Origin of the sequence: Agrobacterium sp. InxBP2 (genome assembly GCF_026191755.1) — a bacterium.
In the GTDB taxonomy this organism is placed as follows: Bacteria; Pseudomonadota; Alphaproteobacteria; order Rhizobiales; family Rhizobiaceae; genus Agrobacterium; species Agrobacterium pusense.
In genome coordinates this window covers 245,708-265,073 of the sequence record NZ_JAINDY010000027.1, presented here as the reverse complement: position 1 = coordinate 265,073, position 19,366 = coordinate 245,708, and the positions used below count along the sequence as shown (strand labels likewise).

The window sequence follows — 19,366 nt, the reverse complement described above, 5'->3', positions numbered from 1 at the left end:
ACGAACTTATCCTACGAATGCGATTTTCAGGATGGCGAAGACAGACAGGCCACCGATGAGGATCGCGAAAAATGTATTCAGCATCAGAAGAACGAGCTTCGGAACTTCGGCGTGAATGTAGTCTTCGATGATGACCTGCATGCCGAGCTTCATGTGGATGAGACCGGAGACCAGCACCAGAGCCATGATGACAGCGACGAGCGGGTTGGAAAGCGCAGCGACGACTTCCGGATAGGGCGCGCCGGCATATTTGATCAGGAAGACAACAAAAAAGGTCAGCAACGGAATGTTCGAAACGGCCGTCAGGCGCTGGCGCCAGAAATGGTCGGTGCCTTCCTTGGCGGAGCCGAGACCGCGAACCTTCCCGAGAGGTGTACGCATATCCATGTAAGTATCTCCTCAGCGCACGATCAGGACGATGACCCAGATCAGCGCGGTCAGACAGATAGACGCCACGAAGGAGGCCTTTGCCAGCTTGGTGGTGAAGTGCTTCTCGAAGCCGTGCCCGAGGTCCCACATCAGGTGGCGCAGGCCGCCGATCATGTGGTGAACCAGCGCCCAGGTGTAGCCGACGAGAACGATCTTGCCGATGATGGTGCCCATCGCCCAGCTGACCCAGTCATAATAAGCTGGACCGGATGCCAGCGCGATAAGCCACCAGGCGACCAGGAGCGTACCGAAATAGAGCGCGCCACCGGTCACGCGGTGGATGATGGAGGCCACCATCGTCGGAATCGGCTTGTAAATTTGAAGATGCGGCGACAGAGGCCGGTTATTTGTCACATTCGCCATCAGAACCTCGCGGCGTTTTCCCGTGCGTCCACAAGACAGGACGCCCCCAAGCAACAGCACATGACGAAAGAATGTGCATTGCACCAACCGCGACGTTTAATCACATGGGCGCATCACCACAAGCACATTTCATGGCGGATTCCAATTTAATCGATTGGTTCGCGAATTTTTTTTGGAATTTTTTTGCATGAAAATAAAAAATCGAGCGTTTCCAAGATTTACGCCCTCAAAATATTTACCTTTACGTAATTCCGAAAAGGTGTAATTTACGATTGGTTAACTCAAAAAACCGGAGCATGAAGCTCATGTTACAGTACCGAATCGTTGCCTTGGTCATGATCGTTTCAGGCGGGATTTCAACTTACGCGCTGCCCTCTTTGGCGGGCGATTTTCATAGTCGGAATTCCTATCGTCACAGTCAATCGCAAGTCAGCTTTTCAACCGACGGCCTGCCGTCCACGCTGCCTGGGGGCACCTATGTCGGGAGCATTTCCGCACTAAGAGTTCGAGGCAACGGCAATTATTTCGCGACTGGCAGCGGAATATCGCCGCAGATTGCCACGACCGGACCCCGTTTATTGCCGGCGCCCAGAGCAAAAATCATTACCGTGAATATCGATAATGCGGATGATGCCTGCGTTTACCAGCACGGTGTCTGCATTATTCGCCCCTGATCAGAGGAAGCGCCAGACGGTGGTCTTCTTTACTTCGCTGTCTTCCAGCGCACGGCTGACGGTAACCTGATAGGTCGCGAGGGCCTCAAGACGCTGTTTCGGCAGATAGGCTCTGCCTGGATCTCCAACGAGAACGCTGACGCCCCGGTCAGTCAGGTTTATAAACCATGGCACGAGGAGATCCGCAAAGGCCCGGTCGTAAAAGACATCTCCTGCCAGCAGGACATGAGCCTCAATGGCGCGGCCGATCAGATCGGCATGGGTAAAGCCGATATCAACCCCATTCAGGCCTGCATTCATACGAACAGCCGTTTCCGTCCACGGATCTATATCGGCGGCAAGCACGGTCGCAGCGCCGGCCTTTGCAGCAGCTATGGCAACCAACCCGGAGCCGCTGGCAAAATCCACCACACGCTTGCCGCTTACGCTTTCCGTGTGATCGAGCACATAACGGGCAAGACCCTGCCCGCCGGCCCAGGCAAAAGCCCAGAAAGGCGGCGGCAAGCCAATCTGCTCCAGTTCCTCTTCCGTCTTCAGCCAGAGCTCATGCGCTTCGGTCGCGAGATGAAGGGAGAGTTCCGGCACATGAGGCGGATGCATGATGCCGGTATTGTCGAGGATGAAGCGTTCGGGATCGGTCCTCACCGACGCTTCAATCCGGGGATTTCGGAGGATTTGCGAGCCCGCCCATGCGGCAGACCTCAAGATACTCCTCTTCCGTCACCGGCTGCACGGAAAGCCGCATGGAGGTGACAAGCGACATATTCGCCAGCTTCGGATTGGCCTTAACATCCTTTAGCGAAACCGGCTGCGGCATATCGCAGACGGCGCGGATGTCGACACAATCCCACTTCAGATCACCTTCGGCGGTCGAGTCCGGATGCGACAACGCACAGACTTCGACGATGCCGACAACATCCAGTCCCTCATTGGAGTGGTAAAAGAAGCCCTTGTCGCCAATCTTCATGGCGCGCATGTTGTTGCGCGCCTGATAATTGCGCACGCCGGTCCACTCTTCGCCAGCCTCGCCCTTGGCCTTCTGCATCTCCCACGACCATTTGAACGGCTCGGACTTGTAAAGCCAATAATTCGCCATGCCCGCTCAAGCTCCCGGATTGTTGAAGACCCAGTTATAGGGCTTCACGTCCACGCTTTCGAACAGGCCAGCCTTTGCATAGGGATCGGCTTCGGCAAGAGCCTTGGCCGCATCGATATCGGCGGCTTCAACGATGACGAGGCTGCCATTAGGCTTGCCTTCGGCGTCGAGAAAAGGCCCGGCGATCTTCAGCGTGCCCTCGGAATTGAGCCTGTTCAGATGCTCCAGATGCGCCGGGCGCGTTTCCATGCGCACGTTCAGGTGGCCGGGCTTGTCCTTGCAGATAAAAGCGAACAGCATTTTTGTCTCCTTATGCCTTATTCGGTTGTGATGGGCCGTGTCATCAATTGTTGCATGGCGCTCGCCACATCCAGATTTCCGTCGATGATAGCGGCCACCGCTTCGGTAACCGGCATGTCCACGGTGTGACTTTCTCCCAGCCGGGCGGCGACGGCGGCCGCAAAGGCACCCTCTACCAGCCCGCCGGACATGTCCTTGCCGTTACCGCGGCCAAGCGCGATGCCGAAACGCAGGTTGCGCGACTGGTGACTGGTGGCGGTCAGCACCAGATCGCCAAGACCGGAGAGGCCGCGTACCGTATCGGCCTTGCCGCCCATGGCAACGATGAGACGCGACATTTCGGCAAGCCCGCGCGATATCAGCGCCGCCCGGGCGGAATCGCCGAGGCCCGCGCCTTCAACGATGCCGGCGGCAATGGCGAGGATATTTTTCAGTGCGCCGCCAAGCTGCACGCCGATGCGGTCTGTCGAGGCATAAAGCCGGAAGGTCTTGCCGGAGATCGTAGTCGCAAGCCGCTCGGCTATTGTTGCATCTTCCGCCGCAATCGCCATGGCCGTCGGTAGACCTCGAGCAATATCGGCCGCGAAGCCCGGACCGGAGAGAACCGCGATCGGATGACGGGGCAATTCCGCTTCCAGAAGTTCCGTGAGCAGCCGACCGGAACTCCGGTCGATACCCTTCGCGCAGGTAACGACGATCGAGTCATTAGCCAGATAAGGACGATAATGACGAGCCGCATCGGCATGAGCCTGCGAAGGCATCGCAAAGAGGACGATGCCGGCACTGGTCAGAACATCCGGCTCGGCGGAAAATTCAAGCACATCCGGCAGTTCGACGCCAGGCAGCGCCGCCTCATGTACGCGGTCGCTCCTGAGGTCGGCCATCAGGGATGGATCGCGGCCGAGCAGGATCACGTCGTGCCGGTTTTCCAGCGCGATGACGACGGCAAGCGCAGTTCCGAAGGCGCCAGCGCCGATGACGACGATTTTCTCCCGCTGCATCAGGCCTTGGCTCCCCTTTTACCGAAACCGATCAATGTCTCCGCACTGCCGTCGAGCGGCCAGCGCGAGCGCGGCGGGATTTCCAGCGGATCGGCTTCTCGGCCGTCGGCCATTCGCTCCAGCCCGGCCCATGCGATCATGGCCGCATTATCGGTGCAGAGCCGGTGCGGCGGCGCAACGAAACGAAAGCCATGGGTATCGCAAAGCGACTGCAGCGTCTGGCGGATTTCCTGATTGGCCGCAACGCCGCCTGCGACGACCAGAGCAGGCTGGGTTTCCATATGCGGAAACTCCTGCTTGAAACGGGCAAGACCACGGCCAATCCGATCCTTGAGTGTGCGTGAGACCGCTTTCTGGAACGATGCGCAGATATCGGCAATGTCCTGCTCGGACAGCGGCGCGATCGCGGTCGCCGCCTGCCGTACCGCCGTTTTCAAGCCGGAAAAGGAAAAATCGAGCCTGGTCTCGCCGACCATTGGACGAGGAAGCGGAAAGCGGTCGGGATCGCCCTTTGCCGCCGCCTTCTCAACCGCAGGCCCCCCGGGATAGGGCAGGCCGAGAAGTTTCGCGGTCTTGTCGAAGGCCTCGCCGAGCGCATCATCGATGGTGGTGCCCCAGCGCTCATAATCGCCAACGCCACGCACCAGCACCAGCTGCGTATGGCCACCGGACACGAGCAGCATCAGATAGGGAAAAGATAGACCATCGGTGAGGCGCGCCGTCAGTGCATGTCCTTCCAGATGGTTGATCGCATAAAGCGGCTTGCCTGCTGCTTTTGCGATGGCCTTGCCCGTCATCAGGCCCACCAGCAGGCCGCCGATCAGCCCGGGGCCGGAGGTGGCAGCAACGGCATCGACGTCGGCAAGGGTCACGCCTGCCTGCTCCAGCGCTTCTTCCACGAGCGTATCCAGCGCCTCGACATGGGCCCGTGCGGCAATTTCCGGCACCACACCGCCATAGGCGCTGTGTTCCTCGAGCTGCGACAAAACGACGTCGGAGACGATCTCGCCGCGCCCATCCGCATGCCGAACCACAATGGATGCAGCGGTTTCGTCACAGCTTGTCTCTATGCCGAGGATACGAAGAAAGGGGGTCATCACATCTGTTCGTTCATTGCGATCATGCGCGGAGTTGGTCTAAGACAACTCCGGTAACAATGGATAGACGCGGATGCAAACAAAACCTTTCCGAATCGGCACGCGCGGCAGCCCGCTGGCGCTCGCGCAGGCTTATGAGACGCGCAACCGGCTGATGGCGGCGCATGGTCTGCCGGAAGACATGTTCGAAATTGTCGTGCTATCCACCAAGGGCGACAGGATAACCGATCGCGCCTTGTCCGAAATCGGCGGCAAGGGCCTGTTCACCGAAGAGCTTGAAAGCCAGCTCCTGTCAGGCGAACTCGATATGGCCGTGCATTCCTCAAAGGACATGCCGACCGTTTTGCCGCAAGGCCTTTATCTGTCCGCCTTCCTGCCGCGTGAAGACATACGCGACGCCTTCATCGGCCGCACCGCGCCGAAGCTGCTCGAACTGCCGCATGGCGCCGTGGTCGGCTCCGCGTCCCTGCGTCGCCAGGCGCTGATCCGTCGCCTGCGGCCGGATCTGAGCGTGATCATTTTTCGCGGTCAGGTCGATACGAGGCTGCGTAAGCTGGAGGAAGGCCAGGCGGACGCGACACTTCTTGCCCTTGCCGGCCTGAAGCGGCTCGGAAAGGACAATGTTCCGACGGAAATTCTTGACCCGAAGGAATTCCCTCCTGCTCCAGCCCAAGGCGCAATCGGCGTGGAAAGCCGCATCGGCGATACGCGCATGGACGAACTGCTCGCGCCCATAAACGACAGGCCCACTCATGATTCAGTGAGCTGTGAGCGCGCCTTTCTGGCGGCGCTTGACGGCTCCTGCCGCACGCCGATTGCCGGTTATGCCACCTGTGACGGCGAGGAACTGCATTTTTACGGCCTCATCCTCACCCCCGATGGCCAGACGAGCCATGGCAGCGAAATCTCTGGCAACCGCAGGGATGCGGCGAGACTGGGCCAACAGGCCGGCGAAGAGGTACGCGCCAAGGCAGGCAGCAGTTTCTTCGAAGGCTGGGGCTGAGCCAATGCGGATCGTCGTCACCCGGCCGCAGCGTTCGGGCGAAAGGACGGCCGCAAAACTCGAAGCGCTCGGCCACACGCCGGCGCTACTGCCGCTGTTCTATCCCGTCCATCATCACGAGCGCGCCATCTCGGCGCTGTCGCACCCAATGGCGGCCATCGCCGTGACCAGCGCAGAGGCTTTGCGGGCACTGGAGACATCACTAGACCGGCTGGTTCCCAATCTGTCAAAACCGCTGTTCGCCGTCGGAAGGGCAACGGCTGAAGCGGCGGAAAAAATCGGTTTCAAACACATTCTCACCGCTTCCGGCGACGCCGTAAGTCTGAACGCGCTGATGACTGAACGCGCGGCCCTGTTTTCCGAGAAAGAACCCCTGCTTTATCTCGCCGGTCGACCCCGTGGCGCCGTCTTCGAGGAAGGCCTTGCCGCCGCCGGCATTGCCTTCAAAACGGTCGACTGTTACGAGATGCTGCCCTGCGACGTTCCTGAAACTGTGCTCGAAACGGCCCTGGTGAAAAACGCGGCGGATGTGGTCCTGCTTTATTCATCGGAAGCGGCGCGGGCATTTTTCCGTCATGTATCGACGGAAAAATACGAAAAGGCGTTGGCGAGAACACAATTCATCTGCATCAGCCGCAACGTGTTTTCTCTCCTTCCGGAAATCTTCCGCGTCAACGCGGTTGCTGCCAAAGAGCCGAGCGAGGCTGCAATGTTTGAACTTCTGCACCGCAACTCTGGAACCTAATTCGAGCTCGCCTCTTTCCTTTGCCGCCGTCACTGACTAGGTTTAGAGTACTGCAGGCAGAAATGAGGTTGTCATGGTATCGGGAAAGCCGCCACGCCACTCCAAGTCCAAAGCCGAACCGGTCACGATCGACCTGGACGCCAAAGACGTGAAAGCAGTTTCCGCCGACGTGGATGCCGCCGAGACCGACAAAAAGCCCGGTGACAAAACCCCGGAGACCGCGGCGGATTCCGCAGTTTCGGATATCAGATCGGAAGCAACCGCAACAGGCAATGCCGCACCGATATGGGATCAGCCAAAGAGACCCCCTCTCGAGCCCGAGCCCAATGTCGGGAAAGCGGACGCCGTGGCGGCGACACCGAAGGCGGAGAACCTGGATAACGGACAGAAAGCGCCTGTCACGCCCTCCCCCGCTCCGGCTCAAACCGATACTAAATCTTCGACAGGCACCGCCCAGACGAGCGCTGCCGCTGCTGCAACAGCAAAGCCTGCCTCCGGATCCACAGCCTCCACCAGCGCATCCGGCGGCGCCACCACGGCAAAGCCTTCGACCGCGACCTCGTCCTCAGGACCGGCAAAGCCCTCCATACCGCAGCGGGTCGATAGCAAACAGGCGGCGACCTCGGGCCTGATCGCGGCAGGTATCGTCGGCGGCCTTGTGGCGCTCGCCGCCGCCGGCAGCATGCAATATGCAGGCATCCTGCCCTCCTTTAATGCGGGCAAGGCGGGAAGCGAGGAAATCGCTGCCCTTAAAACCGATCTGGACAGCTTGCGCCAGCAGCTTGCCAATGCGCCAGCCTCCGACACCTCGGCGCTGGAACAGCGCATCGCAACCCTTGAAGGCGTGAACGGGGAGGCCTCGCAGGTCGATGGGCTGTTAGAGAAAGTCACCGCCCTCGAAGCGGCTCTCCAGTCGGAACGGTCTGCGCAGACTTCGGCGACAGCGGAACTGACACGCCGTCTCGCTGACGCTGAAGCCAAGATCAACGAGCCGCGCGACGATATCGAAGTCGCCCGCGCTATAGCATCGGCCGCGCTGAAGGCCGCGATCGATCGCGGTGGACCGTTCCTGACGGAACTGGATACCCTGTCCAAGGTAACGCCCGACGATCCGGCCATCGCATCGCTGCAATCCTTCGCCGCAACCGGCGTACCATCACGCTCGGAGCTGATGCAGAAGTTCCCCGATGTCGCCAATGCGATGCTCTCAGCCATAAACCAGCCTGACCCCAATCAGGGCATCATGGAACGCCTGACCGAAAGCGCCTTTTCGCTGGTGAAGGTGCGACCCGTCGGAAACATCGAAGGCGAAACCCCCGAAGCCAGGATCGCACGCATGGAAAACAAGCTGCGCAATGGCGATCTTCAGGGCGCGGCACTTGAGTGGAACGGTCTTCCGGATGCCGCCAAGACGGCATCCGCTGATTACAAGAAATCTCTGGATGCGCGCGTCGAGGTCGAAAATCTGGTGGGCAGCACGTTGAACCGCGCCATCACCAGCACCGGCAGGCAGGGGTAAGGGCATGACCAGAATTCTGACTTTCGCCGTTATCGTTCTGGCCCTCGGCTTCGGTTTCTCCTGGCTGGCTGACAGGCCGGGCGTCCTTTCCATCGTCTGGCAAGGTCGGCTGATCGAAATGAGCCTGATGGTCGCAGCCTCCATCATCGCGGCGCTCATCGCTGCTGCCATGCTGCTCTGGTGGATCGTCAACGCCGTATGGACTTCGCCTAATGCCGCCCGTCGTTATTTCCGCGCGCGCAAGCGCGACCGCGGTTATCAGGCGCTCTCCACTGGCCTCATCGCCGCTGGCGCTGGCAATGCCATTCTTGCACGGAAGATGACGGCCCGCACGCAGGGACTACTGAGTGCCGATCAGGAGCCGCTGATTCACCTGCTCGATGCACAGGCCGATCTCATCGAAGGCAAATATGATGAGGCGCGCCGTAAGTTCGAGGCCATGGCGCGTGATCCCGAAACGCGTGAACTCGGCCTTCGCGGCCTCTATATCGAGGCACGTCGTCAGGGCGCTTACGAAGCCGCCCAGCAATATGCCGAGGACGCCGCGGAAAAAGCACCCTATCTGCCATGGGCGGCACAGGCGACGCTGGAAAACCGATGCCGCAATGGGCAGTGGGACGATGCCATCCGTCTGCTTGATCAGCAGAAGGCGGCCAGCGTCATCGAACGCGGCGAGGCGGAGCGGCTGAAAGCCGTGCTTCTCACTGCCAAGGCCGGCGAGAAACTGGAAAGCGACCCGGTAGGTGCGCGCGAGGACGCGAAGCACGCTCTCAAGCTTGCAAAAGGCCTCGTCCCGGCAGCGCTTATCGCGGCAAAGTCCTACCTGCGCGAAGACAATCTGCGCAAGGCCGCCGCGATTCTTGAACCCGTCTGGAAAAACGATCCGCATCCGCAGATCGCCGAACTTTACGTACGTGCGCGCAGCGGCGATACCGCCATCGACCGGCTGAAGCGGGCAGAGCGGCTTGAAAGTCTGAAGCCCAACAACATCGAATCCCTGTTTGCAGTGGCGCAGGCGGCGCTCGACGCCAAGGAATTCGCCAAGGCCCGGGCGAAGGCCGAGGCCGCCGCCCGGATCGAGCCGCGCGAAAGCATCTTCCTCTTGATGGCCGATATCGAGGAGGCCGAAACCGGGGATCAGGGCCGTGTGCGCTACTGGATGGCGCAGGCACTGCGCGCGCCGCGTGATCCGGCATGGGTCGCCGACGGTATCGTCTCTGAAAAATGGCTGCCGGTCTCGCCTGTCACGGGCCGTCTCGATGCCTTTGAATGGAAAGCGCCTTTCGGGCAGCTGGAAGGCCCTGTTGAAGATCTAACAATCGAAAACGCGATTGCCGCAGCACCCGCAAGGACCGAACCGACGGTAAAGACGGTCGTCGTGGAAACCGCGCCCGAGACCCGTGCGGAGCCAAAGCAGGCTTCGGCTGAGCCCATAGAGGTAAAACCGAGTGTTTCGGCTCCGACGGAGAAAAAGCCCGTCACGATCGAAGCGCCGGTGGAAACCGAAGCGGCGAATGAAAAGGCCGAAGCAGTGCCCTTTTTCGGCGGTGCGCCAGATGATCCGGGTGTGAAGAAATCCGGCGCGGAAGCCGAACCCAAGACACGGCTCAAACTCTTCTGACGAGCAGGCTATCGATGTTCCAGCAAATACAGTCGTTTATTCAGAACCTCGTCGGCCCGCAGGCAGGTGATTTCAGTCCCGATGATCTGAGGGTGGCGGTAGCCGCCCTCTGTTTCCAGGTCATGGAAGCCGATGGCACCATCTCGAAAAGCGAGCGTGATCGTCTTCGCGAAATTCTGCATGAATATTATCATCTCGACGGCGGCAAGCTTGATGCCCTGCTCGCCGCCGGCCAGGAGGCCGGCAAGGAAGCCGTCGATTATTACCGCTTTACCACCGATATCCGTCGCCACCTGGATGAAGATCAGCGCGTGGAGCTTATTGGCATATTATGGGATATTGTTTACGCTGACGGCGAACGAAGCGAGATGGAAGACCATGTGATCTGGCGTGTCGCGGATCTGCTGGGTGTTTCCGTGCGCGACAGGGTCCTGCAACGTCAGCAGGCCGCCACGAGGTCCGGACCCGCTGAAGAAAGCGAAAACGAAGACGATGCTGTTTGACCCCTCCAGGCAACAGAAACAACAACCTTCGCTGCTCATCGTCCTGCATCAGGAACGCTCCACGCCCGGTCGCGTCGGTCAGATGCTGGTGGAAAAAGGGTATCGTCTGGATATAAGGCGCCCCGCGCTCGGCGATGACCTGCCACAGACGCTGGAAAAACACGCCGGAGCCATCATTTTCGGCGGCCCGATGAGCGCCAACGATCCGCACGATTATGTCAAAGCCGAAATCGACTGGCTGAAAGTGCCACTGAAGGAAAACAAGCCTTTTCTCGGCATCTGTCTCGGTGCGCAGATGTTGTCCAAACATTTGGGCGGCAGGGTGGAAGCCGAGAGGGACGGCAAGGTGGAGATTGGCTGGTATCCGCTCCATGCCACCGAACATGGGCGGCTTCTGATGCCGCACTGGCCGAAGATGGTCTATCACTTCCATCGCGAAGGCTTTGAGCTGCCGCGTGGAGCCGAACTTCTGGCATCGGGCGAAACCTACCCCAATCAGGCCTATCGATATGGAAAAAATGCCTGGGGCCTGCAGTTTCACGCCGAACTGACCCGTGCCATGATGCATAGCTGGGTGGTGCGCGGCGCGCAGCGCTTCGGCATGCCCAATGCCCAGGTGGGCAGCCAGCATCTGGAAGGCCGCATGCTGTTCGATACGCCGCTCAGGGCATGGCTCAGCAATTTTCTCGATCTGGTTTTTGAGGGCAAGGCGCAGCGCTAGAGCATTTCCGGTAAAGATGCGCTGCGGCTTTACGTCCGGATAATCCGTGAAAACAAAAAGTTGGATCGTTTTTGCGCTTCGAAGAAAAGCCAAGACGATCTGAGACCCATCGCTGTCAGTGCGGCGCGTCAAGATTGTCGATCTTGCGCAGCTTGGAAAAGCCGAGCGCCCAGATGACCGCCACGGCGAGCGTGCCAGCCCCGCCGATGACAACGGCTGGAACGGCACCCACAACATGAGCCATGGTGCCGGCACGAAACTCACCCAGTTCGTTCGATGCGCCGACGAAGACCATGTTCACCGCGTTCACACGCCCGCGTACCTCATCCGGTGTCCAAAGCGCGATCAAAGTTTCTCGCACATAAACCGATACCATGTCCGATGCGCCCATGACTACCAACGCGGCGATGGACAGCCACGCGGTTTGCGAAAGTCCGAAGACCACGGTTGAAACGCCGAAAAGGCCAACGCCAGCGAACATCAGCAGGCCGGCATGGTGACGAATGGGCTTGAATGCCAGAATAACGGCGACGGTGATGGCGCCGATACCGGGCGCCGCGCGCAGAAGCCCGAGGCCCCACGGGCCGAGCGTCAGCACTTCCTTGGCAAAGATCGGCATCAATGCAACCGCGCCACCCAGCAACACCGCGAAGAGATCGAGCGATATTGCACCGAGGACGATCTTTTCCTGCGAGATGAATTTAAACCCGGCGAGCATGGTTTCGAGGCTGATCGCCTTTGCCGGGCCGCGTTGTTCCGGCTTGCGGATCGCCACCGCAAGTCCTGCGGAGACGATAAAGAGCACGAGCGCCACACTGTAGGCAACGGAGGCGCCGAGACCATAAAGCAGGCCGCCGGCAACGGGACCGAGAATGGAGGCCATCTGCCAGGAAGAAGAATTCCAGGCGATGGCGTTCGGCAAATCCTCTACCGGCACGAGATTGGGCGCCAGCGACTGGACCGCCGGTCCCATGAAAGCGCGCTCTATGCCGAAGACGACAAGAATGGCAAAGACCGGCCAAGGGGAAAAGCTGTGCGTGAGTGTCAGCGCCAGAAGAGCGACGGCACAGAGCGCCGCAACCATCAGGCATATGGCCATAATACGCCGGCGATTGTGCCGATCGGCAACCGTTCCCGTAACAAGGATCAAAAGAAGGGACGGCAGAAACTGGAAAAGACCGATCAGGCCGAGATAAAAGGCATTGCCGGTCACTTCATACATTTGCCACCCAACCGAAACACTGACGATCTGTATGGCAAAGGCCGAAAAAAACCGGGCGCTGAAGAAACGCCGATAGGATGAATGCCGGAATGCACCGAAACGGTTTTCGGCAGAAGGAAGAGACATCGGCTGTGTGCTCGCGAGGAAAATGTGTGATGGCAATAAAGCGATATGACAGGAATCGCCAGCCCTCACCATCGCGATCGCGCAAAGTGTGAGCGTTTTTTGCGTGAAATCCTGCCGCCGGGTTATGAGTTAGACCACGATCACCGCAGGTGAATCTAACCGGTGATGATTACGATTCGGCGCAACACTTGCCGGTTCAGCGACGAATGTCTAAATGTCTTGCAACCAAGATACGGAGATATTGATGCTTGCCCTGTTTCAGACCATCGATCTGGCCTTGAACCTCTATACCTGGGTGCTGATTGGCAGCGCCATTTTTTCATGGCTTTACGCCTTCAACGTCATCAATTCCCGCAACCAGTTCGTGAACGCCATCGGCAGCTTTCTGTTCAATGTCACGGAACCGGTTCTGCGCCCCATCCGTCGCGTTCTGCCCAATCTCGGTGGCATCGACATTTCGCCGATCATCGTGCTCCTGATCATCTTCTTCATCCGATCCTTCATGTGGAACACGCTGTACCCGATGTTCGCGTGAACGGCTGCTGGCAAAAACACGGTGATCATATCCGGCTCTCCGTTCGCCTCACGCCGAATGGCAGGCGGGACGCGATTGATGGAGTCGAGCTCGATGCGGACGGAAACGCGCAGCTAAAGGCCCGGGTCAGCGCCGTGCCGGAAGGCGGTAAGGCGAACAAGGCCCTGACTGTTTTGCTGGCAAAGAAACTTGGCGTACCCAAAACCGCCATCAGCTTCGTTTCGGGCGAAACAGCGCGCAAAAAACCCTCCGGATCGACACCGACCCGGAGGATTTTGAAGACCGATTGAAAAAGCTTTAGACCAGATCAGCCCTGCGCCTTGTAGCGCTCGATGGCTTCGACGATCAGCTTCTTGGCAACGTCAACATCCTGCCAGCCGCCCATCTTCACCCACTTGCCGGGCTCCAGATCCTTGTAGTGCTCGAAGAAGTGCTCGATCTGCTTCAGCGTGATTTCCGGAAGATCGGTGTAATTATTGACCTTGTCGTAACGACGGGTCAGTTTCGGAACCGGAACCGCCAGAATCTTCTCGTCCTTGCCGCCATCATCTTCCATGATCATCACGCCGATGGGACGAACATTGATGACGCAGCCCGGTACCAGCGGGCGGGTGTTGCAGATGAGAACGTCGATCGGATCGCCATCGTCGGACAGGGTGTGCGGTACGAAACCATAGTTACCCGGATAGGTCATCGGCGTGTAGAGGAAGCGATCAACGATCAGCGCACCGGCATCCTTGTCCATCTCGTACTTGATCGGGTGTCCACCGACCGGCACTTCAACGATAACATTAACGTCTTCCGGCGGATTTTTGCCTACGGAAATTGCATCGATACGCATTCGCTTCCCTCATTCGACGGGTTGGATTTGGTTTTCGATACTGGGAAAGTCTGCGCATTGCAACACGGCTGTGGGCATATAAGGCATAATGGATAAATTGGGTGTCAGCGATGCGGTCACGACCGGACGCGAAACGACAATCCCGGAATTTGCGCCGTTAGTTCCAGACGAAACCGACCTTGCGAAGTGATTTGCCACCGAAATCTTCCATGCCTTCGGCAATGTCGCGCCCGCCATGCGAGCGGAAAAAGCGATTGGCTACATCGCTGTCCTCAAGGCACCAGACGACAATACCGTTGCAGCCAAGCGAGGTCAGCAAGCGTCGCGCTTCCGTGAAAAGCAGTGATCCGAGGCCGATGCCCTGATATTCCGGACGGAGATAGAGTTCGTAAATTTCGCCGTCATGCGGCAGTCCGCGCGCCCGGCTGAGGCCCAGCGTCGCGTAGCCGGCAACAACGCCCGCCACTTCAACCACCAGCATGGTTGCTGAACCCTTGGTTGCCTTTTTCCACCAGATTTCGCCACGGCGCTCGAGCATCTGCGTCAACGGCCGATGCGGGATAAGCCCGGCATAGGCCTGTTGCCACGACAGACGGTGCGCCTCGGATATGGCGCGCGCATCATGCGGTTCAGCACGGCGAACATCGATGGATAACGTTTTCATAACGCGATTCTGGCCCCGGCCACGGAAACTTACCAGTCATAAAGGTTAACGCCGGCAAGCTTACCCACAGCCTATTCATGTGGACGACCAGAAAAAATTAACGCATCCTTAACCTTTGGCAAAGCTCCTTTCGACTCATGCACACATAAAAAAGAATGCATAAAAAAACCCGGCGCAAGGCCGGGTTTTCGAAACAGGGATCGAACCGATCAGCTGGCAGCAAGCTTTGCCTTTTCGAAACGCTTGCGGTCATTGGGATCGAGATAGAGCTTGCGAAGACGGATCGACTTCGGCGTGACTTCAACGAGTTCGTCATCCTGAATCCAGGAAAGCGCGCGCTCCAGCGTGAACTTGATCGGGGGGGTGAGCTTCACCGCTTCATCCTTGCCGGCGGCGCGGATGTTGGTGAGCTTCTTGCCCTTCAGCACGTTCACGTCGAGGTCGTTGTCACGGCTGTGAATGCCGATGATCATGCCAGCATAAACCTTCTCACCGGCATCGATGATCATCGGGCCGCGATCTTCGAGGTTGAACAGAGCATAGGCAACAGCTTCGCCCGACTCGTTCGACAGCAGAACGCCGTTGACGCGACCGCCGATCTCGCCCTTGTAAGGCTGGTAGTCGTGGAACAGGCGGTTCATGACGGCCGTACCGCGCGTGTCGGTCAGAAGTTCCGACTGGTAACCGATCAGACCACGGGTCGGCGCGAAGAACACCAGACGGACGCGGTTGCCGCCCGAGGGGCGAAGCTCGACCATTTCGGCCTTGCGCTCGGACATCTTCTGCACGACGACGCCGGAATGCTCCTCATCCACGTCGATGACAACTTCTTCGACCGGCTCCATCAGCTGGCCGTTCTCATCCTTGTGCATGACAACGCGCGGACGCGAAACGGCAAGCTCAAAACCTTCGCGGCGCATGTTTTCGATCAGAACCGCCAGCTGCAATTCGCCACGGCCAGATACGAAGAAGGAATCCTTGTCGGCGGATTCTTCGATCTTCAGCGCAACGTTACCTTCGGCCTCCTTGAACAGACGGTCGCGGATGACGCGGCTCGTCACCTTGTCGCCCTCGGTGCCGGCGAGCGGCGAATCGTTGACGATGAAGGACATGGTAACGGTTGGCGGATCGATCGGCTGCGCCTGCATCGGCTCCATGACGGCCGGGTCACAGAACGTGTCGGCGACGGTGCCCTTGGAGAGACCTGCGATGGCGACGATGTCGCCTGCATGGGCTTCTTCGATCGAGGTGCGCTCGATGCCACGGAAAGCAAGAATCTTGGAGATGCGGCCGTTTTCAATCAGCTTGCCATCCTGGCCGAGAACCTTGACCGCCTGGTTCGGCTTGATCGAACCGGAAGCGATACGGCCGGTGATGATGCGGCCGAGGAAGTTGTTGGCTTCGAGGATCGTGCCGATCATGCGGAACGGACCTTCTTCGACCTTGGGCTCCGGCACGTGCTTGACGACGAGATCGAGAAGCGGCGCAAGACCTTCATCAGTCGGGCCTTCCGGATTGACGTTCATCCAGCCGGAACGGCCCGAGCCGTAGAGGATCGGGAAGTCGAGCTGCTCGTCGGTTGCATCCAGAGCCGCGAAAAGGTCGAAGACTTCGTTGACGACTTCCTCATGGCGGGCATCCGGACGGTCGATCTTGTTGATGGCGACGATCGGGCGAAGGCCGACCTTCAGCGCCTTGCCAACCACGAACTTCGTCTGCGGCATAGGGCCTTCGGCAGCGTCAACGAGAACGATGGCGCCGTCCACCATCGACAGGATACGCTCGACTTCACCGCCGAAGTCGGCGTGGCCGGGGGTGTCGACGATGTTGATGCGGGTATCTTTCCACTCGATCGAGGTCGCCTTGGCGAGAATGGTGATGCCGCGCTCTTTTTCGATGTCGTTGGAATCCATCACGCGTTCCATCACGCGCTGGTTTTCACGGAACGAACCGGATTGCTTCAGAAGCTCGTCAACAAGCGTCGTTTTTCCATGGTCAACGTGCGCGATGATCGCGATGTTGCGAAGTGCCATTGTTCAAAATCTCTGAGGTTGGGCGCTATATTGATGAGAAACGCCAATTTAGTTTGGCGCGCTCATAACCTTTTTTTTGCAAATGCGAAAGGGGGCTCATGTCATAAGCCCCCTGCGCTCAGCTTCTAGCTCAGAAATATGACAGTCTCTTATAGGAGACCGCGCTTCGAAAGCATCGCGTCCGGGCTCGGCATCTTGCCGCGGAAGGCGAGATAGGCTTCCTCGGGATCCACGGAACCACCGACGGAGTAGATGTTGTCCTTCAGCCGTCGCGCCATATTGCTATCGAAGGCATTGCCGGTTTCCTCGAAGGCGGAAAAGGCATCGGCATCCAGCACTTCCGACCACATGTAAGAATAATATCCAGCGGAATAACCGTCGCCGGAGAAAACGTGCTGAAAATGCGGGGTCGCATGGCGCATGACGATGGATTCAGGCATGTCGAGCGTTGAAAGAACCTCACCCTGCACGGCCATCGGGTCGTCGACGCTGTCGCGCGTGTGGAACGCCATGTCGACAATCGCCGAAGAGGTAAACTCCACCGTGCTGAAGCCGGCATTGAAGGTCTGTGCGGCCAGAACCTTGTCCAGCAGCGCCTTCGGCATTGCCGCACCGGTTTCATAATGCAGGGCGTATTTTTCCAGGATTTCCGGCACAGTCAGCCAGTGCTCGTAAAGCTGCGAGGGCAATTCGACGAAATCGCGCGATACGCCCGTTCCCGACACCGAGGGGTAGGTGACATCGGACAACATGCCATGCAGCGCGTGGCCGAATTCGTGGAAGAGTGTACGCGCATCGTCAAGCGAAAGAAGCGCGGGCTTACCTTCGGCCGGTTTGGCGAAGTTGCAGACATTATAAATAATCGGGATTTCTCCAACCGTACCATTTTTCAGCGGCAACTTGTGCTGCGATTGGAACGAACTCATCCATGCGCCTGATCGCTTGGAGGGCCGCGCGAAATAATCGCCGAGGAACATGGCCTTCAGATCGCCCTGGTCGTCGCGGATATCGAAAACCCGGACGTCCGGGTGATAGGCGGCGACACCCTTGACCTCGACGGCACGAATTCCAAACAGCCGCCCGGCCACATCGAAGCAGGCTTCAATGATCTTTTCCAGCTGCAGATAAGGTTTCAATTCCGCCTCGGAGAAATTGAATTTCTGAGCGCGGAGCTTTTCGGCATAATGTCGCCAGTCCCATGGCAGAACGTCGTGGTTTTTGCCCTCCGCGGCGATGATGGCGGCAAGCTCAGCCTCCTCCTCACCCGCGCGGCGAACGGCCTTTTCCCAGACCTGCCCCAGAAGGCCGTTCACAGCATCGGGCGTCTTTGCCATCGTGTCGTCAAGCTTATAGGCGGCGAAATTCGCATAACCGAGAAGCTTCGCCTTCTCCTCGCGCAGTTCAAGCGTGCGGCGGACGATCTCTCGATTGTCGGTCTCGCCGCCGTTTTCACCGCGCGCCACCCATGCCCTGAAGGCCTGTTCACGCAGGTCTCGACGTTCGGAAAATGTCAGGAAGGGCTCGATGATGGAACGGGAAAGGGTGACGGCGAACATGCCATCCTCGCCATGCTCACGGGCCGCACCCGCCATAGCGTCGCGCAGAAAACCGGGAATGCCGGCAAGTTCCTCTTCCGTGGAAAGCAAGAGCTTCCAGTTCTTTTCATCCGCCAGTACATTCTGCCCGAACTTTGCACCGAGGCCGGCCAGCTCCTCATTGATCGCCGCCAGCCGCTCCTGCCGGTCTTTCGGCAATTTCGCGCCGGAGCGCACGAAACCCTTCCAGTGCCGTTCGAGAACACGGTTTTCCTCACCCGTCAGCCCAAGTGTCTCGCGTTTTTCCCACAAGGTATCGATGCGCTTGAACAGAGCCTCGTTCATGCCGATCTTAGAATAGTGCCGCGACATTTTCGGAGCAATCTCCCGCTCCAGCGCCTGGATCACGCCATTGGTGTTCGCTCCTGCCCTGTTCCAGAACAGCGCCGAAATGCGTGAAAGATCGTCACCCGCGACCTCAAGCGCAGTTACAGTGTTTACAAATGTCGGCGCCTCGACATTGGCTGCGATCGCATCGATCTCCTGCTCATGGGAACCAAGTGCGGCGTCAAAGGCCGGAGCGAAATCCTCATCCCTGACTGAATCGAATTTTGGCAGACCATTGTGACCGTTCCAGTGAACGAGTGCGGGATAAAGCGCGGTCTCAGATGGCATTTCATGTTCCTCGTACAATTCCGGTTTAGCCATATGGGCACGCCGCCGCCGCCAATTCAATATCGGAATTTGGTGTGGAATACGCACTCGCCTTCATTTCCAAGTATTGACCGATATGACGACATCATGGTCTGCTTCTTTAAATAATATCCCATGACGGAGATATGTATTATCGAGATTTATTCTTTAAGGGCCTCTAATAATTTCCTTTTCAGGGACAATTCCAGAAACGCAAGATCCGTGGGCATTGCCGATTTCGGCAAGGCCGGAAAATCCGATGCAGCCTCAGGCTTTGAAGAGACGGTAAGAGGGATAGATTTTACCCGCATCAGCCCGCGCGACCTGCGCGAAATCGCCCGAGATTATTACCATGCGGGAAAAATCAGCCAGGACACACTTTTTGAACTTTCGTCCGAACTTCCGGCACAAACCCTTAGTGCCAGCGGTGAGGTCATCGACATAGCTGATGTGACCGAGGACACGGAATTCGACTTCCTGACCTATTTTTCCGACCGAGCTGAAATTGCCCGTTCCATCGGCACCGCAGACGAGGTTGAAAAAATGCAGGACGTTCTGTCTTTTTTTGCTTTGGCGTGACGGCCCCTGAACCGCGTTGCGGGGCACACCGCAATGGAAGTGACATATAGTTTACTCGATTTTCGG

The 19,366-nt window shown here is 58.5% G+C and carries 21 protein-coding genes and 1 pseudogene; 10 read left to right on the top strand and 12 right to left on the bottom strand.

The features are described from left to right. Nucleotides 1–6 precede the first annotated feature (6 nt). Complete coding sequence (sdhD, locus tag K7A42_RS10900; protein WP_004443814.1) at nucleotides 7–387, bottom strand: succinate dehydrogenase, hydrophobic membrane anchor protein; 381 nt, start codon at nucleotides 385–387, stop codon at nucleotides 7–9. Between the two features lie 12 nt (nucleotides 388–399). Then, the gene (gene sdhC / locus K7A42_RS10895; RefSeq protein ID WP_004443817.1) at nucleotides 400–792 is read right to left on the bottom strand and encodes a succinate dehydrogenase, cytochrome b556 subunit; all 393 of its coding nucleotides are present in this window, start codon (nucleotides 790–792) and stop codon (nucleotides 400–402) included. Between the two features lie 305 nt (nucleotides 793–1,097). On the opposite strand from sdhC, the gene K7A42_RS10890 reads away from it, so the two are divergent. Next, entirely contained in the window at nucleotides 1,098–1,466 is a 369-nt protein-coding gene (locus tag K7A42_RS10890; protein WP_282455178.1) for a hypothetical protein, read from the top strand. Here K7A42_RS10890 and K7A42_RS10885 read toward each other — a convergent pair whose 3' ends face one another. Genes K7A42_RS10885 through tsaD form a run of 5 tightly spaced genes read right to left on the bottom strand, consistent with a single transcriptional unit; the run spans nucleotide 1,467 to nucleotide 4,960 of the window. Then, a complete protein-coding gene (locus tag K7A42_RS10885) occupies nucleotides 1,467–2,111 on the bottom strand; it encodes a class I SAM-dependent methyltransferase (protein ID WP_282455149.1) in 645 nt (214 codons plus the stop codon). A 7-nt stretch (nucleotides 2,112–2,118) separates the two neighbouring features. Then, nucleotides 2,119–2,562 carry an EVE domain-containing protein gene (locus K7A42_RS10880; protein ID WP_004443825.1) on the bottom strand — a complete coding sequence of 148 codons (444 nt, stop codon included), beginning with the start codon at nucleotides 2,560–2,562 and terminating at the stop codon, nucleotides 2,119–2,121. 6 nt (nucleotides 2,563–2,568) lie between these two features. After that, entirely contained in the window at nucleotides 2,569–2,862 is a 294-nt protein-coding gene (locus K7A42_RS10875) for a YciI-like protein (RefSeq protein WP_004443827.1), read from the bottom strand. A gap of 17 nt (nucleotides 2,863–2,879) precedes the next feature. After that, on the bottom strand, nucleotides 2,880–3,863 hold the full coding sequence (locus K7A42_RS10870) for an NAD(P)H-dependent glycerol-3-phosphate dehydrogenase (RefSeq protein ID WP_022556945.1): 984 nt from the start codon (nucleotides 3,861–3,863) through the stop codon (nucleotides 2,880–2,882). Continuing rightward, nucleotides 3,863–4,960: a tRNA (adenosine(37)-N6)-threonylcarbamoyltransferase complex transferase subunit TsaD gene (gene tsaD / locus K7A42_RS10865; RefSeq protein ID WP_035207919.1), complete on the bottom strand. Its 1,098-nt coding sequence runs from the start codon at nucleotides 4,958–4,960 to the stop codon at nucleotides 3,863–3,865. Before tsaD ends, K7A42_RS10870 begins: the two co-directional genes overlap by 1 nt. Before the next feature lie 73 nt (nucleotides 4,961–5,033). On the opposite strand from tsaD, the gene hemC reads away from it, so the two are divergent. The 6 genes from hemC to K7A42_RS10835 all read left to right on the top strand — a co-directional run bounded on the left by hemC (nucleotide 5,034) and on the right by K7A42_RS10835 (nucleotide 11,072). Further along, the gene (hemC, locus tag K7A42_RS10860) at nucleotides 5,034–5,963 is read left to right on the top strand and encodes a hydroxymethylbilane synthase (RefSeq protein ID WP_282455148.1); all 930 of its coding nucleotides are present in this window, start codon (nucleotides 5,034–5,036) and stop codon (nucleotides 5,961–5,963) included. Between the two features lie 4 nt (nucleotides 5,964–5,967). After that, nucleotides 5,968–6,708 (top strand): uroporphyrinogen-III synthase, encoded by a 741-nt coding sequence (locus K7A42_RS10855; protein WP_282455147.1) that lies wholly within the window; start codon nucleotides 5,968–5,970, stop codon nucleotides 6,706–6,708. A 73-nt stretch (nucleotides 6,709–6,781) separates the two neighbouring features. Beyond that, nucleotides 6,782–8,227: a COG4223 family protein gene (locus K7A42_RS10850; protein WP_142186784.1), complete on the top strand. Its 1,446-nt coding sequence runs from the start codon at nucleotides 6,782–6,784 to the stop codon at nucleotides 8,225–8,227. A gap of 4 nt (nucleotides 8,228–8,231) precedes the next feature. After that, entirely contained in the window at nucleotides 8,232–9,848 is a 1,617-nt protein-coding gene (locus K7A42_RS10845; RefSeq protein ID WP_282455146.1) for a heme biosynthesis protein HemY, read from the top strand. A gap of 14 nt (nucleotides 9,849–9,862) precedes the next feature. Further along, the gene (locus tag K7A42_RS10840; RefSeq protein ID WP_004443844.1) at nucleotides 9,863–10,351 is read left to right on the top strand and encodes a TerB family tellurite resistance protein; all 489 of its coding nucleotides are present in this window, start codon (nucleotides 9,863–9,865) and stop codon (nucleotides 10,349–10,351) included. Continuing rightward, complete coding sequence (locus K7A42_RS10835; RefSeq protein WP_045533357.1) at nucleotides 10,341–11,072, top strand: glutamine amidotransferase; 732 nt, start codon at nucleotides 10,341–10,343, stop codon at nucleotides 11,070–11,072. The genes K7A42_RS10840 and K7A42_RS10835 overlap by 11 nt, the downstream gene beginning before the upstream one ends. Nucleotides 11,073–11,187: 115 nt before the next feature. Here the strand turns inward: K7A42_RS10835 and K7A42_RS10830 are convergent, their stop codons facing one another. Next, a complete protein-coding gene (locus tag K7A42_RS10830; RefSeq protein ID WP_004443847.1) occupies nucleotides 11,188–12,420 on the bottom strand; it encodes an MFS transporter in 1,233 nt (410 codons plus the stop codon). Between the two features lie 244 nt (nucleotides 12,421–12,664). Here K7A42_RS10830 and K7A42_RS10825 point away from each other — a divergent pair, with 244 nt between their 5' ends. Both K7A42_RS10825 and K7A42_RS10820 read left to right on the top strand, forming a co-directional pair. Beyond that, complete coding sequence (locus K7A42_RS10825) at nucleotides 12,665–12,955, top strand: YggT family protein (RefSeq protein WP_004443850.1); 291 nt, start codon at nucleotides 12,665–12,667, stop codon at nucleotides 12,953–12,955. Next, nucleotides 12,952–13,256, top strand: a pseudogene (locus K7A42_RS10820) (DUF167 domain-containing protein). The gene K7A42_RS10825 and the pseudogene K7A42_RS10820 overlap by 4 nt, the downstream one beginning before the upstream one ends. Nucleotides 13,257–13,262: 6 nt before the next feature. On the opposite strand, the gene ppa reads toward K7A42_RS10820, so the two are convergent. The 4 genes from ppa to K7A42_RS10800 all read right to left on the bottom strand — a co-directional run bounded on the left by ppa (nucleotide 13,263) and on the right by K7A42_RS10800 (nucleotide 18,703). Then, nucleotides 13,263–13,796, bottom strand: a complete 534-nt coding sequence (gene ppa, locus K7A42_RS10815; RefSeq protein ID WP_004443856.1) for an inorganic diphosphatase — start codon at nucleotides 13,794–13,796, stop codon at nucleotides 13,263–13,265. 157 nt (nucleotides 13,797–13,953) lie between these two features. Further along, nucleotides 13,954–14,460 (bottom strand): GNAT family N-acetyltransferase, encoded by a 507-nt coding sequence (locus tag K7A42_RS10810; RefSeq protein ID WP_006698245.1) that lies wholly within the window; start codon nucleotides 14,458–14,460, stop codon nucleotides 13,954–13,956. A 209-nt stretch (nucleotides 14,461–14,669) separates the two neighbouring features. After that, on the bottom strand, nucleotides 14,670–16,493 hold the full coding sequence (gene typA / locus K7A42_RS10805; RefSeq protein ID WP_004443860.1) for a translational GTPase TypA: 1,824 nt from the start codon (nucleotides 16,491–16,493) through the stop codon (nucleotides 14,670–14,672). A gap of 149 nt (nucleotides 16,494–16,642) precedes the next feature. Further along, nucleotides 16,643–18,703 carry a M3 family metallopeptidase gene (locus K7A42_RS10800; protein WP_282455145.1) on the bottom strand — a complete coding sequence of 687 codons (2,061 nt, stop codon included), beginning with the start codon at nucleotides 18,701–18,703 and terminating at the stop codon, nucleotides 16,643–16,645. 240 nt (nucleotides 18,704–18,943) lie between these two features. On the opposite strand from K7A42_RS10800, the gene K7A42_RS10795 reads away from it, so the two are divergent. Then, on the top strand, nucleotides 18,944–19,300 hold the full coding sequence (locus K7A42_RS10795; protein WP_234704069.1) for a hypothetical protein: 357 nt from the start codon (nucleotides 18,944–18,946) through the stop codon (nucleotides 19,298–19,300). Nucleotides 19,301–19,366: the final 66 nt, after the last annotated feature.

Coding starts and splice junctions, on each gene's coding strand:
- sdhD (WP_004443814.1), bottom strand. CDS start 387: ATGGATATGCGTACACCTCTCGGGAAGGTTCGCGGTCTCGGCTCCGCC.
- sdhC (WP_004443817.1), bottom strand. CDS start 792: ATGGCGAATGTGACAAATAACCGGCCTCTGTCGCCGCATCTTCAAATT.
- K7A42_RS10890 (WP_282455178.1), top strand. CDS start 1,098: ATGTTACAGTACCGAATCGTTGCCTTGGTCATGATCGTTTCAGGCGGG.
- K7A42_RS10880 (WP_004443825.1), bottom strand. CDS start 2,562: ATGGCGAATTATTGGCTTTACAAGTCCGAGCCGTTCAAATGGTCGTGG.
- K7A42_RS10875 (WP_004443827.1), bottom strand. CDS start 2,862: ATGCTGTTCGCTTTTATCTGCAAGGACAAGCCCGGCCACCTGAACGTG.
- K7A42_RS10870 (WP_022556945.1), bottom strand. CDS start 3,863: ATGCAGCGGGAGAAAATCGTCGTCATCGGCGCTGGCGCCTTCGGAACT.
- tsaD (WP_035207919.1), bottom strand. CDS start 4,960: ATGACCCCCTTTCTTCGTATCCTCGGCATAGAGACAAGCTGTGACGAA.
- hemC (WP_282455148.1), top strand. CDS start 5,034: ATGCAAACAAAACCTTTCCGAATCGGCACGCGCGGCAGCCCGCTGGCG.
- K7A42_RS10855 (WP_282455147.1), top strand. CDS start 5,968: ATGCGGATCGTCGTCACCCGGCCGCAGCGTTCGGGCGAAAGGACGGCC.
- K7A42_RS10850 (WP_142186784.1), top strand. CDS start 6,782: ATGGTATCGGGAAAGCCGCCACGCCACTCCAAGTCCAAAGCCGAACCG.
- K7A42_RS10845 (WP_282455146.1), top strand. CDS start 8,232: ATGACCAGAATTCTGACTTTCGCCGTTATCGTTCTGGCCCTCGGCTTC.
- K7A42_RS10840 (WP_004443844.1), top strand. CDS start 9,863: ATGTTCCAGCAAATACAGTCGTTTATTCAGAACCTCGTCGGCCCGCAG.
- K7A42_RS10835 (WP_045533357.1), top strand. CDS start 10,341: ATGCTGTTTGACCCCTCCAGGCAACAGAAACAACAACCTTCGCTGCTC.
- K7A42_RS10830 (WP_004443847.1), bottom strand. CDS start 12,420: ATGTCTCTTCCTTCTGCCGAAAACCGTTTCGGTGCATTCCGGCATTCA.
- K7A42_RS10825 (WP_004443850.1), top strand. CDS start 12,665: ATGCTTGCCCTGTTTCAGACCATCGATCTGGCCTTGAACCTCTATACC.
- ppa (WP_004443856.1), bottom strand. CDS start 13,796: ATGCGTATCGATGCAATTTCCGTAGGCAAAAATCCGCCGGAAGACGTT.
- K7A42_RS10810 (WP_006698245.1), bottom strand. CDS start 14,460: ATGAAAACGTTATCCATCGATGTTCGCCGTGCTGAACCGCATGATGCG.
- typA (WP_004443860.1), bottom strand. CDS start 16,493: ATGGCACTTCGCAACATCGCGATCATCGCGCACGTTGACCATGGAAAA.
- K7A42_RS10800 (WP_282455145.1), bottom strand. CDS start 18,703: ATGCCATCTGAGACCGCGCTTTATCCCGCACTCGTTCACTGGAACGGT.